This is a genomic window from Pirellulales bacterium (genome assembly GCA_035546535.1).
Taxonomy (GTDB): domain Bacteria; phylum Planctomycetota; class Planctomycetia; order Pirellulales; family JACPPG01; genus JACPPG01.
This window is the reverse complement of record DASZWQ010000177.1, coordinates 1-12,573: the sequence shown is the minus strand read 5'-3', so window position 1 is coordinate 12,573 and position 12,573 is coordinate 1. Positions and strand designations below refer to the sequence as shown.

Sequence of the window (12,573 nt, the reverse complement as noted above, 5' to 3'; positions counted from 1 at the left end):
ACGTTGCACCTCGAACGACTACGCTTCAAACGCATGCTGGATTGGATCGTCCACCAAATCGTCGCCGTACTCCACGACGGCTCAACACCTTGCGTTGAAACCGGACCTTAACACGTGACTTGGCACTACTGAATGATGAATAATGAGTGCAGAATGATGAACAGGATACATCAAGTTTGTCGCCGATTCATCATTCATCACTTTGCATTCATCATTTCTTCTCGTCTTCCTTGAACCGAAACGGCTCGCCCCCCAGCAGATCGCTGCTCGTGATCGTCGGGCACCAGTGGCGTTCGACGTGCTCGACCATCAGGTCGTTGCCGCGGAAGTGATTCACGAACGGGCGCATGCGCGAGTTGTACATCGTGTCGGTCAGGTCGCGCACCAGCATCACGTTCTTGCCTAGCTGCACCATCTGGCGAATGCCGAACGAGCGGCCCAGCACGCACATGTTCAGGTGGACGCCGCAGATCAGAATGTTGTCGATGCCGCGCTCCTGGAGCAGGTTGTAGACTTCTTGCCCATCGTCGCTGATGGCGTCGGCCGGCTCGATATCGATCAGGCTGATTTCGCGAGTCCACGGGCCACGGATTTCGCATGTCGGCGAACAATCGCAACCCATGTCCGAGTCGTCGATCGGCAACTCCTTTTCGCGGCGTGGGTCGGGCCAGCACCATTTCGTGCCCCACCGCGTGGCCTGCGAGAGCGGCACAGGGGGCGTGGCAGCCGGCGCGTCGAGCGCCCGTTTGCGCTGCGGCGTGTCTTTGTAGAAATCGACGCACGTGCTGGGAGAGTGGATCACCAGCACGCCCCGATCGCGGGCCGCGTGGGCGAACTTGTTCACCACGGGCGCCAGTTCCGTCACGCGCGCCACCGCGCCGCGGCACCAATGGTCGTCCCACATATCGCAAATGATGAGCGCCGTCTTATGCGGATCCCATTCGACCGGCTTCTCGGTGGCCGCCGGCTTGCTCGACCCCTCCGCGTCCTTCGTGACGCTACGGCTGCGGGCATGGAGTTGCAGCGGTTCCTCGGCGGTCGCGCCGTCCGGAAGACACCCAGCAATCAGCGCTGCCGCGAAAACGGGGATCACACCACGACCAGCTAATATTCTCATCACCACAGACCTGGGAGGGATTAACAGCACAAGGAAACCGACAGGACCTCAAGGTCGCCGGAACCGATGCGCGTGTCAACCGGCGGGACTAGCGCAAGCCATCGCCCTGCAGGATGGCATGCGGGGAGCTTCTTCAAATCCCCCTCCCTGTCAGGGAGGGGCTAGGGGAGGGTGACGCGCGAAACCGATTTGCAATTGTCTGATCGAGAAACGCCTCGACCCTCACCCTACCCTCTCCATGCGAGGGAGAGGGATAGCGCGTGAATCGCGCCAACCGGTTCGCCGCGCATACGAGCACGATTCCGGGAGGCCAAAATTGCCGATGGCGTTTGGCCGCGAAGTTCCCACGTACCAAGGACCCGCCCTGCCGTTGACGCGCACGGCACTCGGCGCGAGAATTGGCGATTGAGCCCTTCTTTCTCGTTGCTTTCCCCTTGCTGACCCGCGGTTATGGGTACCCTTGTCGACACGATCCTGGGTTCGGGCATCAATTACGTCGGCCTGGCGGTGCCGTTCTTCTTTCTGCTGATCGGCGTCGAGATCGTGGCCGGAATCGTCGAGCGCAAGCAGCTTTACCGACTCAACGATTCGATCACGGACCTGAGTTGCGGCATCGTCGACCAGATCCTGGCGATTTTCTTGAACGTGCTGCTGTTCGCCAGCTACCTGTACCTGTTCGATCATTTTCGCATCTTCGAGTTGGCCGATGCCTCGCCCGCGGTGAAGTGGGTTGCCGCGATCGGACTCTTGTTCGGCGTCGACTTTTGCTTTTACTGGTTTCATCGCATCGCGCACGAATACGCTGCCCCCTGGGCGACGCACGTCGTGCACCATCAAAGCGAAGAGTACAACCTCACGGTCGCGCTGCGGCAAAGCGCCTTCGAAAGCTGCTTCGCCTGGGTGTTCTACCTGCCGCTGGCCGTGATCGGCTTTCCGCCGCTCTGGTACGTGTCGATGAAGGCCATCAATCTGCTCTACCAGTTCTGGATTCACACCGAGGCCGTGGATCGACTGGGGCCGCTCGAATGGGTCATGAACACTCCTTCGCATCATCGCGTGCACCACGCGCGCAATCCGAAATATCTCGATAAGAACTACGCCGGCATGTTCATCATCTGGGACCGGATGTTCGGCACCTTCGAGCCGGAAGTCGAACAGCCGGTCTACGGCATCACCAAGCCGCTCAAGAGCATGAACCCGCTGTGGGCGAACCTGGGCGGATGGGTCGAACTCTGCCAGGACGCATGGAACGCGCCGCGCTGGCGCGACAAGATCAAAATCTGGTTCATGCCGCTGGGATGGATACCGCCGGGCTTGCCCGAGCGCCCGCGGGCACAAGAAGTCACGCGCGCAAGCGTCAAGAAGTACGACCCGCAAATCCCGCCCGGGCTGAAGGCGTACGTCGTCGTGCAATTCGCGCTAGTACTCGTGCTGGGCGTGACGGTGACGAACCTGGCCGATCAGCACGTCGCGTGGCAGACGCTGGTGCTGCCCACGATCTATGTTCTGTGGTCGGTCGGCAACATGGGAGGCGTCCTGGAACGCAAGCCGTGGGCCTTCACGGCCGAGATCGCGCGACTGCTTGCCTTGCCCGTGGCCGCGGCGTTCTGGCCCGAAATGGCAGCCTGGCGATTCCCGGCCGGTATCGGCGCCGCAACGTTCGGGGGTGTGTCGATCGCGTGGCTCGCCTACTACCGCGGGCAATTCACGGCGGTACCGGCAGAGCGCGCGGCGCACGAACAAGTCCCCTCGACGACGGCTCAGGCCGAGCTGACGAGCTGAGTTGGCAATCCGATCGGCGCCGCAAGCCGCGTGTTCGAAGCGCCGTTTACCTGCCCTGGTAATTCGCCTTGCGCTTTTCCAGAAAGGCCATCACGCCTTCGCCGAAATCGTGCGTTTCGCACAGCGTTTGCTGCGTGACCGCCTCGTGCTTGAGGGCCTGCTCGAACGTGACGGGGTTCTGATTCTGGCGAATGGCGGCCTTTGACTGCGCGATCGATAAGGGCGCCTTCGCGGCCAACTGCGCCGCGAATTGCTGCACCGCCGCCTCGAAACCTTCGGACGGGTAGACGTGATTCGCCAGGCCCCAGCGCTCGGCATCGTCGGCCGGCACGCGGCAACCGGTCATGGCCATTTCCAAGGCCCGACCCGTGCCTACGAGCCGTGACAACGTGAACGATCCGCCGCCGTCCGGCATGAGGTTGATATTCACGAAGATTTCGGCGAAGAAGCCGCGCTCACTAACGAGGCGAATATCCGCGGCAAGCGCGATATCGCAGCCGATGCCGGCCGACGCGCCGTCGACGGCCGCGATCACCGGCAGCGGCAGCCGGGTCATCGCCAGCACCAGCGGATGATAATGGTTCAGCAGAATGTCCTTGACGCTCACGGTTTCGCCCAGCCGCGGCGCCACGGCCTTCAAATCGGCGCCGGAGCAAAACGCGCCCCCCTTGCCGCTGATGACGACCACCCGGGCTCCCTCGTCGGCGGCCTTTTCGATTTCGGCGCGCATCTGGTCGGCCACCTCGGGCGTCAGCGCATTTTTCACCTGCGGACGGTTGAACCAGATCCACTTCACGGAATCCTTGATTTCCGACAAGACGCTGGGCGTGGCGGCTGTAGTCGACATGATGGCGAACCCCTCGCAGAAAAGAATGCGTTCGAACGATTTGAGAAATGTGCTCGGGCATTTTCGCCCGGCGTTGTGGCGACGTCAACGCGCGGGCATTGATCTTCGCGAGAACTGCAAAGTTGATATTCTGCGCCGTGCTTTCTCTAGCCGGCCTCTGCGAGGCCGGGATTTCACCATGCGGCTTCCGGCGTCACAGACTCCGGCTACAGAAAATCCTGGGTGGCACCGACCACTCGCTTGTCCGTGCGCCGGCAGGCGCTCTGAAATCCAAGGGGAACACGCTATTCGTCAGGAGTCGAAAGCCGCGCGCACACGCTCGACGACCACCTCGGCCTCACCCGGCTGCACGCAAAACGGATCGATCCCCAGGCGCCCCATGTGCGCGTCGCCGGTGGCCAGATAGACCGGCGGCGAGCCGCTTTCTAGCGCGCGGGCGACTTCGATCGCGCACTTTGGCGCCGTCGAAGCAAACTCCAAGCGCACCACCGGCCACAGCTCCTCGCGCTCGACCAGCGAGACCGACGCGCCCGGCAGATCGCCAAGACCGGCCGCGATTTGCTTCGTGACCGCCGCGAGTCGCGTGCGGTCGGCCGTATCATCACCGGCAACGAATCGTTCGAGCGCCACGAGCAACCCCGCGATTTCCTCCTTGCCGACTTTCATGGCACGCCCCAGGCCGTGGTTGGGAACGCCTCGCTTAACAATCGCGGGATCGACGAGCGCCGGCGGCGGGTTCCACAGCTCGGGCAAAAAATCCATGTCCCACATTTGCAACGCGGCCGAAGCCACCAGATCGCGCCGACCGCAGAGGATGCCCGACGCTTGGGGGCCGCGAATCGCCTTGCCACCGCTATAGGCCACCAGGTCGGCGCCGGCCGTGATGAACTTTCGCAGATTGCCACGTGGCGGTAGCGCCGCCGAAGCATCGACGATCACCGGCACGCCGTGCTCTCGGGCGACGACAACGACTTCCTCGAGCGGCAGCGGTGAGAAGCCGACCGAAAACGCGATCGCCACCGTGCGGTCATTGACGGCGGCCGCGATCTCCCACGGCTGCGGATCGCGCGTCCGTTCGGCCAGGCCAACCTCGACCAGGCGCGCTCCGGCCGCGCGCAGCGCGTGGTCGTAGCCGTTTCGGTGCGAGCGCGGAATGACGATCTCGTTGGGCATGTCCGACGTGTCGGGCAGCCGGTCCATGCGCGCGAAATCCGTGCCCGCCAGACAGGCCGCGGCGGAGAGCGTTAGCGATGCGGCGGCGCCCGTGGTGACCAGTCCCGCTGCGGCACCGGTCAGTTCGGCAATGCGCTCTCCCGCTGCGGCGTGCAATTGATCCATCCGCACGAAGCTGCGCGAGGCCTCGGCCATTGCCGCGACGACCTCGGCGTCCATCAACGACCCACCCAGCCGGGTCAACGTGCCTGCGGCGTTAATGAGCTTCGGAACACCCAGGCGGTCGTAGAGCGAAGGCATGGGGCTTAGTCTCGCTACTCGTGCGAAAGTGCCTTCAACGATCCCCTCTCTCGACAGCATTGTGCAGTTGCGGCCAGGGTCGTGAGGCTGTGGATTCTGAAGGCGTAAAGGACTTGGGCGAGGGTTAAGAGTACCTCGACGCAGGTGTTTGACGGAGACAGCTTGTGCTTAAGCAACGCTATCCTGTCATGGCACGTTCCGACCCTCCCCTATCCCCTCCCTGAAAGGGAGGGGGATTTTCATCGCTTATTCGCCAGGCACCCACAGGGCCGATTTCTTTCCGGGTCCCGCTTCGCTTTCGGGAGTCCAAATCTTTCCAGGCTCAGCACCGGCGCCGGGCACCACGAGAGGCGAGGTGGCTTCCTGCGGTACGTGTACCGGGCGACCGTCGGGCGTGACAAGCCCCGCTTCGACCAGAATCTGCATCAGCGCCTGGGCGACACCCGGCTCGCGAGAGTGGTGCGCTTGAATGTGCTGAATCAAGCGGCTGAATTCGTGAGGCTCACCGCGCTCCAACCGCAGCGTCAGTTCTTCCAGGTCCCACATCGCGGTCGATTTGTTGGCGTCTTCGGACGCGGTGCGCGCCTTTTCGAGGTAGTTAATCGCGCGGCTCGTGTCGTCATCCAGCCGTGCGAGCAAGCCATAGAGCTGCGCACGGTCGATCCGGCCCTTGAGTGATTCTCGCTCCAGCGCCGCCTCGGCAATTCTTCGCGAGGCGAGGCGCGCGGCCGTAAAACCCGCGCGGCGATTGCCCAGGATCAGCGCCTCGTCCGAGGCCTTTTCCCACTCCACCCGATGCAAACGAGCGAGCGGCACGTCCTCGACCGGATTCTGTGCCGGATCGACCGGGCCCGGCTCGGGCAACCCCAGCTTGCTCCGCAGGGCGGTGAAGACATCGCCGATCGAAGCCTCTTGAAACGACAGTTCCAACACCAGGATCGCGCCCAGCAATCGGATCTTTTGGCCGGGATCTTTAGCGGCCGCCGCGGGTGTTAGTCCGCCCAACACGGCCAGCGGTGTTTGCGTCCAGCGATCGAGAATCGCATGCCGCCGCTGCGCGACCAGAAGCTGGTGTACTTCGTCGACCGGCGTATCCTCGGGCAGGCGCCCGTTCCAGCTGAGCGCCCATTGTGTGGCCGAGATCTCGCCCCGCTTTTCCTCGTCGCCGGCGGGGCCGAGCTGATCACCGCATAGTTGAGCAATGGCGTCGCGCGCGGCGGCCAGGTTGGGGCGGGCCAGGCTCATTTCGAGTCGCGCTTCGCGGTCGGTCTGCCGGCCGAACACCAGCACATGCCCGATGATGTTCGGCACCGCCTCGCGCGCGATCCCCACGCCGGTGCGCGGCGCCTCGCGATCCAGAAGCGCATACGAACCTTGCGGCGGCGCTTCGTTCCGCTCGGTCCAAGCCGAGGTGTTCACCGGCACGCTCAAGAAATGACGATTCGCCAGCCGAGTATTCAGCGTCTCGATATCCTTGATCGGATACTCGATCGATATCAATTCGAGGGTTTCGCCCGTCGTCGCGGGGTCGAGCAATTGGGCCAGAGCCTCGGCCTCGACAGCGTCGTCCGTCGGCACGTCGAGCGCCGAGAGCTTGCGCAGGGCTTCGACCGCTCCGGCATCGTCAGCCAGCCACGAGCGCAACACGGCCAGGTTGTGCCATAGTGCGGGTGCATCTCCGGCGGTAGCGGCCAGCGCCGTGAATTTGTCGGCCGCCACGCGCCATGCCCCCCGATGAGCCGGCTCCAGTGCTTCGTCGAACTTGGCTTTCCAACTGGCGCCCGCCGGGGCGGGCAGGAAGTCGGGCTCTTCCTTGAACAACAGCGGCACCTGCGGCGAACCATTGATCCGCATCAAAAGTGCGAGCGTGTGCTGATCCTGCGGCAGCAAGCTGGCCAAGAGCAACAAATGTCCAAGCGCTGACGGAATTTCGTCCAAGCCGACCAACGTCTCGGCCACCGTAGCGATCACATCCACGACCGTCACGGGCATCGGCGCGGGGCAAGCCGAGAGGGCCAGTTGCAAGGTCTCGATCCCCTTGCGCAGCTCGCCCTCGCCGAACGTCACAAGCGCGGATTCGGCCAGCGCCACCGGGTTGGCCGCGGCCTGCGCCAGCACGGCGTCGATAACCCGCTTGGCGTCGTCTTTGCGTCCCTGGCCCAAGAGCAAGAGCGCCTGCGAGGTCATCAAGCAGGCACGGCCGGGGTATTTGGTTTGCAACTTCTCGATGTGTTCGAGGCAGGCAAGCCGCTGGTCTCCTTCGAGCATGCGCTGGATTTTTTCCAGCTCGCCCACCAGGTCCGCGCAGCAGAATTTCAGCTTCTTGCCCGTTCCGGCCGGGCAAGGAGAGTAGGGATCAAGTGGCATGGCAATCGGTCCGTCTGTAGCGAAAAAGCGGGCCTGGCGGATCATGACCGGCAGGCCGAAGATGCCTTTGATCGTATCAGAGCAGGGGGCGCATTTCGAGGTAGCCGAAATCGCCGGCACATACGGCCCGCCCGGCCGGTCGCGCCTGGCGCGATCGTCAAAACCACGTGTCCGGTCGTGCGGTGAATGCCGCGACGCCGGCAAACCCTGAAGACCGGCGCGCCCGACTGTCGATGAATGCCAGCAGACGGTCCAGGCGTTTGCGCCGCGTCGAACCGTCCTTTGTCAGCCGGGGCGCACCGCTCGGAACGAGACCACCTGCATGTGGCGGTCATTTTTCATTGCCGTGGGCTTCTGCCTGCTGGTCATCGGCGCGGAATGCCTGGTCGTCGACGACTTCATCATGTCGTCGCGTGGCGGCGCCAGCGCAACAGAAAACCGCGGTGGGCGCGACATCAAACCGCCCGATTGGGCTCCCTGGAGCCTGCTCTCGGCCGGCGCCGTGACGATGCTCTACTCGTTCACGATTCCGCAGCGCGTGAAGGGTTAGCCGGCTCCGGTAATCCTCAGTCCGCGTGCGTGTTCAGGCCTCGCTGCTACACGCCCCCATCTTGACCAGCTCGTCCGATCGCACCGTCGCAGCTCTCGCTACAGGGCGTCCCGGATTTTCCCCGCTCGATCGTTTGCACTACCATGGGTGCACTGCGAGAAGAGGGCGGAGACGGTCCTTTGCCTACGGATGCCCACAATGATGCACGCTTTACTGCTCGTCGCCGCCTGCGCGCTTGCCGCGTCCCAAGAACCGGGTGAAGAAGTGATTTCGAAATTCGCCGAACGTACTTACCAGTTCACCGGTGGACCGTACGAGAACGAGACGTTCCGCTACCGCCTGCTTTCGCCCGAAACGATCGAGCCAGGCAAGAAGTATCCCGTCGTGCTCTTCTTGCACGGCCGCGGCGAAAGCGGGGACGACAACGTCGCGCAACTGAAATATCTGCCGACACTGATGGCCACGCCCGAGTACCAGAAGAAGTTCCCCTGCTTCTTCATCGCGCCGCAATGCCGCGAGGGGAAGCTGTGGGTCGCCCGCGGGCCGGACAAGACGGGTGTTTCGGAGCAGATGCAGGTCGCCGAAGCCGTTCTGCAAGAGACGCTGAAGAAATATCCAATCGACCCCGCACGAGTTTATCTCACGGGGCTGTCGATGGGCGGCTTCGGCGCGTGGAACCTGGCGGCGCGGCACCCGGATTGGTTCGCGGCCATGGTGCCGATCTGCGGCGGCGGCGATCCCAACGACGCCGCTGAGCTGGCCAAGTTGCCGATTTGGGCCGTACACGGTAGCGACGATAAAGTCGTACCACCGTCGCTCAGCCGCACGATGGTCGAAGCCGTGCGGGCCGCGGGCGGTAACGTGAAATACAGCGAACTACCCGGCGTCGGCCACGACAGTTGGACCCCGGCCTACGAAGATCCGCAGGGCGCGTTGCCGTGGATGTTCGAGCAGAAGAAGCCGGCGGCCGCGAAATAGGATTTCGTGGCAATGTCGAATGTCGAAATTCAAATGTCGAAGGAAAATCAAATGACGGAATGACGAACGATCTATCGTCGTTCACCCTTTGAATTTCGACATTACATTCGTCATTCGCACGCTACCCGAGGTGCTCAAGCGCACTCTTCGCGGCTTTCTTTTGCGCTTCGTCGGCCCCGTCCGAGGCCAGGCCCTGATAGATGCCGCGGGCGGCGTCCTTCTGACCCGCCTTGGCCAGCGTGGCCGCCAGTTGCAGCCGCGCGATGTCCATCCGCTTGGCGGCGCGGGGGCTTGCGGGGCCGAGTTGCTTGCGGACTTCCACAATCGCGGCGTCGCCGCTGGCGTCCGGCTGCAGGGCCAATCCTTCGGCGGCGGCCAGGCGGATCTCGCTGCTGGTGTCGGTCGTGGCCTTCTTCAGTGCTTCGACCGCCACGGCGTCGCGACGCTTGCCCAGCGCGTTAGTCACGCCCACGCGGAACTCTTCGCCGACCAGCTTGTCGTCGGCCTCGGCCAAGGCCTTGGCGGCGTCGGCCGTGGGGATGCGATCCAGGGCGAAGCGGGCCATCTCGCGCACGTCGAAGTCCGCTAAGGTCTGCACCAGGGCGGCGACTTCAGCGTCACCGCCGACTTCGGCCAGCGTGCGACAAATGGCGTTGCGGGCCGCGACCGAATAGCGTGGCGGCTGCTCTTTCTTTTTGCTGTCGCCCCCTTCACCCTTGGCGACCAGGCAACCGGCCAACTCGGCGGCGAGCGCCGTCCGCTCGGCTTCTTTGCCAGGCGCGCCCGCGGCCGCGGCACGGACGGCCAATGCGCGACGGGCTTTGAACGCCGTGGCCTGTTCGGAGGATCCCAACTGTTCGGAAATCTGTGCGATGGTGTCCATGGTTATGTCCTTCGGCGATGCTTTTTTGTTTTGGAACGCCGGGCAGGCCCGGCGGCTAATTAGTTTTGTTCGCGGTAACCGGTGGTCCAAAGTTTTCTTACTGACTACTGACTACCGGCTACTGACTACTTTCCCGCTAAATATGCCACGGGGCCCGCATCGGCTTGCTGAGCATGCGGTTGGCTTGCTCGTCATTGACGAAAACTTCCTTCTCAGGATCCCAGTTCAGCTCGCGACCGAGCTTGATGGCGATATTGCCCAAGTGGCAGATCGTGCACGAGCGGTGGCCGATTTCGACGTCGCAGATCGGGCGCTCGCGGCTCTGGATGCAATCGAGCCAGTTGTTGTGGTGATCGGTGCTGACGTACAGCCGCACGTCTTTGTCGCTGAATTCGGTCCGCAGAATGTCGCGATGCGACGATTCGGTGATCTGGCTGCGGCTGACGAATACGTAGCCGTCGCTGCCGGTGAATTTGATGCCGTTTTCACCGTCGGAATGGCACGTCAGCTCGACGCCGCTGGCGTAGGTGTACGTTACGTCGAACTTGCCCGGCACGTCGTGCGGGCCGTTCTCGTGGAACGTGCCTTGGCCCTTGACCTTCACCGGGCCGGTGCCGTCGGTCCCCATGCCCCACTGCGCGATGTCGTTGTGGTGCGCGCCCCAGTCGGTCATCTTGCCGCCCGAGTAATCGCTGAACCAGCGGAATTGATAATGGCAGCGGTTCGGCGAGTACTCGGCCCACGGCGCTGGTCCCAGCCAGAAGTTCCAATCCAGCTCGGGCGGAGGCGTGGTGGTCGGCTGCCAGGTGCCGCCGTCGATATCGCCGATGTAAGTATCGACGCGTTGCAACTTGCCAATCCGCCCGTTGCGCACCAGTTCGCACGCCTGGCGGAAGCGCTTGTCCGAGCGCTGCTGGCTGCCGGTCTGAAACACGGTGCCGTAGCGCCGCGCGACCTCGACCATTTTCTTGCCTTCGTCGATGGTGAGCGTCAACGGCTTTTCGCAATAGACGTCCTTGCCCGACTCCATCGCGTACAGCGAGATCAGGGCGTGCCAATGGTCGGGCACGGCGATCAACACGGCGTCGATATCCTGGCGATCGCACAGATCGCGAAAGTCCTTGTAGATGTCGACTTTCTTGCCGGTGCGGTTCAGAACGTCGAGCGCGGCCTGGTCGCGGTGATTGCGATCGACGTCGCAGACGGCGGCCATCTGAACGCGCTTGTTGGGAATCAGATGGTTGGCCAGGTGATGCCGGCGTCCCAGGTCGCCGACGCCGATCGACCCGACGACCACGCGGTCGCTGGGCGCCGGTTGATCGTCCTTGGCAAAGACGGTCGAAGGGACAATCGTCGGCGCGGCCAGCGTTGCCGCCGCCGAAGCCTTCAAGAATGTGCGTCGCGTGGGCGCGGAGCGTTGTTTCACGGCAAAAGACTCCTCAAGCGTCTGGAGGCAAAAGGCGGGAGGGAGAGTCGGGCGTGTCGCAAGCCGCGAAAGTTAGCAACCGGTCGAGCGGCGAGGGCTTTCAAAGCCCGGCATCTGTCCGACGGGTCCGCCTGCGGCGAATACGCCAGCTATTCTGTCCAGCCGGGGGGCGCATTGCAAGCAAACGCCGGGCGGGCCGAAGATCTCGGCGTACGAAAGATGGCTTGCAACACCAGCCCGACGCGACAGCGAGGGATTGGCCCGTAGAAGCACCCTCGCGGGCGCTTCGGGCTAGTGAAGGAAACCCAGCTCCGGTGCAATGCCCACGCTCCCCGTTAAGTCGCGTCGGGCGTCGGCGGCACGGGCTGCGGCGTGGGTTTTGCCGGGCCCCAGCGATAGGAAAAAGCTCCGAGCAAGCGCCCCTCTTCGACCGTGTGGCATTGCAGGCACTGTTTCAATGCCCGCAGGGCCCCCAGCGCGCGAATGGTCGGCGGCTTGTCCTCGCTGACGATGTCTTCGCCATTTTTGAGCGCTGCCAGGCCCTGCTGCTCAAAGGCGTCCAACGGCCGCGTCGGCGCATCGCGCAGCTCGTCCATCGCCGGCAAGTAATCCGAGACATACACGCGCGGCTCGGAAAACTTGAGCAGACTGACGAGCTCCACCCGATCGGGCACGTGGAGAACGGGGGCAGCCTGCGCATCAAGGCGGGATCCGATACGGTGCGCGAGAAACCCCGCAACGTGCTCGGCGTCCTGAACCAGCCCATATCGTTCGGGATCGACAAACTCGCGAACAGCGCTCTCGTGTGTTTTCCAGAAATCCTTATCGGTAGCTTTCCTGGCCTTGAACGCTTGGGGCACAGCGCTGCCGTCGCCACTGGAAAGCATGTCCGCCTGGGCTACCGGCGGTTCGTCGCGACCCTGAAGATCGTCACTCAGTAGTGCCAAGTCACGTGTTAAGGTCCGGTTTCAACGCAAGGTGTTGAGCCGTCGTGGAGTACGGCGACTATTTGATGGACGATCCAATCCAGCATGCGTTTGAAGCGTAGTCGTTCGAGGTGCAACGTCGGGTGGTCGCCAGTCCCTGCTGCCAGACATGTTTGATGAATCCAGACCCACAAGTTTCGTAGGATCAGTGCCACGGCGACGAA

The 12,573-nt window shown here is 63.3% G+C and carries 12 protein-coding genes; 4 read left to right on the top strand and 8 right to left on the bottom strand.

All coding sequences use genetic code 11. The annotated features are described in order from the left end of the window. Window positions 1–211 precede the first annotated feature (211 nt). Complete coding sequence (locus VHD36_20510) at window positions 212–1,093, bottom strand: cysteine hydrolase family protein (GenBank protein ID HVU89724.1); 882 nt, start codon at window positions 1,091–1,093, stop codon at window positions 212–214. Between the two features lie 474 nt (window positions 1,094–1,567). Between VHD36_20510 and VHD36_20505 the strand changes: the two genes are divergently transcribed. Next, window positions 1,568–2,899 (top strand): sterol desaturase family protein, encoded by a 1,332-nt coding sequence (locus VHD36_20505; GenBank protein ID HVU89723.1) that lies wholly within the window; start codon window positions 1,568–1,570, stop codon window positions 2,897–2,899. 46 nt (window positions 2,900–2,945) lie between these two features. Here the strand turns inward: VHD36_20505 and VHD36_20500 are convergent, their stop codons facing one another. The 3 genes from VHD36_20500 to VHD36_20490 all read right to left on the bottom strand — a co-directional run bounded on the left by VHD36_20500 (window position 2,946) and on the right by VHD36_20490 (window position 7,586). Next, on the bottom strand, window positions 2,946–3,746 hold the full coding sequence (locus VHD36_20500; protein HVU89722.1) for an enoyl-CoA hydratase-related protein: 801 nt from the start codon (window positions 3,744–3,746) through the stop codon (window positions 2,946–2,948). 291 nt (window positions 3,747–4,037) lie between these two features. Then, on the bottom strand, window positions 4,038–5,219 hold the full coding sequence (locus tag VHD36_20495; protein HVU89721.1) for a DegT/DnrJ/EryC1/StrS family aminotransferase: 1,182 nt from the start codon (window positions 5,217–5,219) through the stop codon (window positions 4,038–4,040). Between the two features lie 246 nt (window positions 5,220–5,465). Further along, window positions 5,466–7,586, bottom strand: a complete 2,121-nt coding sequence (locus VHD36_20490) for a hypothetical protein (protein HVU89720.1) — start codon at window positions 7,584–7,586, stop codon at window positions 5,466–5,468. A 322-nt stretch (window positions 7,587–7,908) separates the two neighbouring features. Here VHD36_20490 and VHD36_20485 point away from each other — a divergent pair, with 322 nt between their 5' ends. Further along, window positions 7,909–8,136, top strand: coding sequence for a hypothetical protein (locus VHD36_20485; GenBank protein ID HVU89719.1), 228 nt, complete (start codon window positions 7,909–7,911; stop codon window positions 8,134–8,136). A 198-nt stretch (window positions 8,137–8,334) separates the two neighbouring features. Beyond that, complete coding sequence (locus tag VHD36_20480; GenBank protein HVU89718.1) at window positions 8,335–9,114, top strand: PHB depolymerase family esterase; 780 nt, start codon at window positions 8,335–8,337, stop codon at window positions 9,112–9,114. 121 nt (window positions 9,115–9,235) lie between these two features. Here the strand turns inward: VHD36_20480 and VHD36_20475 are convergent, their stop codons facing one another. The 3 genes from VHD36_20475 to VHD36_20465 all read right to left on the bottom strand — a co-directional run bounded on the left by VHD36_20475 (window position 9,236) and on the right by VHD36_20465 (window position 12,097). After that, on the bottom strand, window positions 9,236–9,997 hold the full coding sequence (locus VHD36_20475) for a hypothetical protein (protein HVU89717.1): 762 nt from the start codon (window positions 9,995–9,997) through the stop codon (window positions 9,236–9,238). A 136-nt stretch (window positions 9,998–10,133) separates the two neighbouring features. Beyond that, window positions 10,134–11,423, bottom strand: a complete 1,290-nt coding sequence (locus VHD36_20470; GenBank protein HVU89716.1) for a Gfo/Idh/MocA family oxidoreductase — start codon at window positions 11,421–11,423, stop codon at window positions 10,134–10,136. 335 nt (window positions 11,424–11,758) lie between these two features. Further along, the gene (locus tag VHD36_20465; protein ID HVU89715.1) at window positions 11,759–12,097 is read right to left on the bottom strand and encodes a hypothetical protein; all 339 of its coding nucleotides are present in this window, start codon (window positions 12,095–12,097) and stop codon (window positions 11,759–11,761) included. Between VHD36_20465 and VHD36_20460 the strand changes: the two genes are divergently transcribed. Then, window positions 12,098–12,364 carry a hypothetical protein gene (locus tag VHD36_20460; GenBank protein HVU89714.1) on the top strand — a complete coding sequence of 89 codons (267 nt, stop codon included), beginning with the start codon at window positions 12,098–12,100 and terminating at the stop codon, window positions 12,362–12,364. A gap of 14 nt (window positions 12,365–12,378) precedes the next feature. Here VHD36_20460 and VHD36_20455 read toward each other — a convergent pair. Further along, a partial coding sequence (locus VHD36_20455) for a hypothetical protein (protein HVU89713.1) occupies window positions 12,379–12,573 on the bottom strand: 195 nt, incomplete at its 5' end.

Coding starts and splice junctions, on each gene's coding strand:
- VHD36_20505 (HVU89723.1), top strand. CDS start 1,568: ATGGGTACCCTTGTCGACACGATCCTGGGTTCGGGCATCAATTACGTC.
- VHD36_20500 (HVU89722.1), bottom strand. CDS start 3,746: ATGTCGACTACAGCCGCCACGCCCAGCGTCTTGTCGGAAATCAAGGAT.
- VHD36_20495 (HVU89721.1), bottom strand. CDS start 5,219: ATGCCTTCGCTCTACGACCGCCTGGGTGTTCCGAAGCTCATTAACGCC.
- VHD36_20490 (HVU89720.1), bottom strand. CDS start 7,586: ATGCCACTTGATCCCTACTCTCCTTGCCCGGCCGGAACGGGCAAGAAG.
- VHD36_20485 (HVU89719.1), top strand. CDS start 7,909: ATGTGGCGGTCATTTTTCATTGCCGTGGGCTTCTGCCTGCTGGTCATC.
- VHD36_20480 (HVU89718.1), top strand. CDS start 8,335: ATGATGCACGCTTTACTGCTCGTCGCCGCCTGCGCGCTTGCCGCGTCC.
- VHD36_20475 (HVU89717.1), bottom strand. CDS start 9,997: ATGGACACCATCGCACAGATTTCCGAACAGTTGGGATCCTCCGAACAG.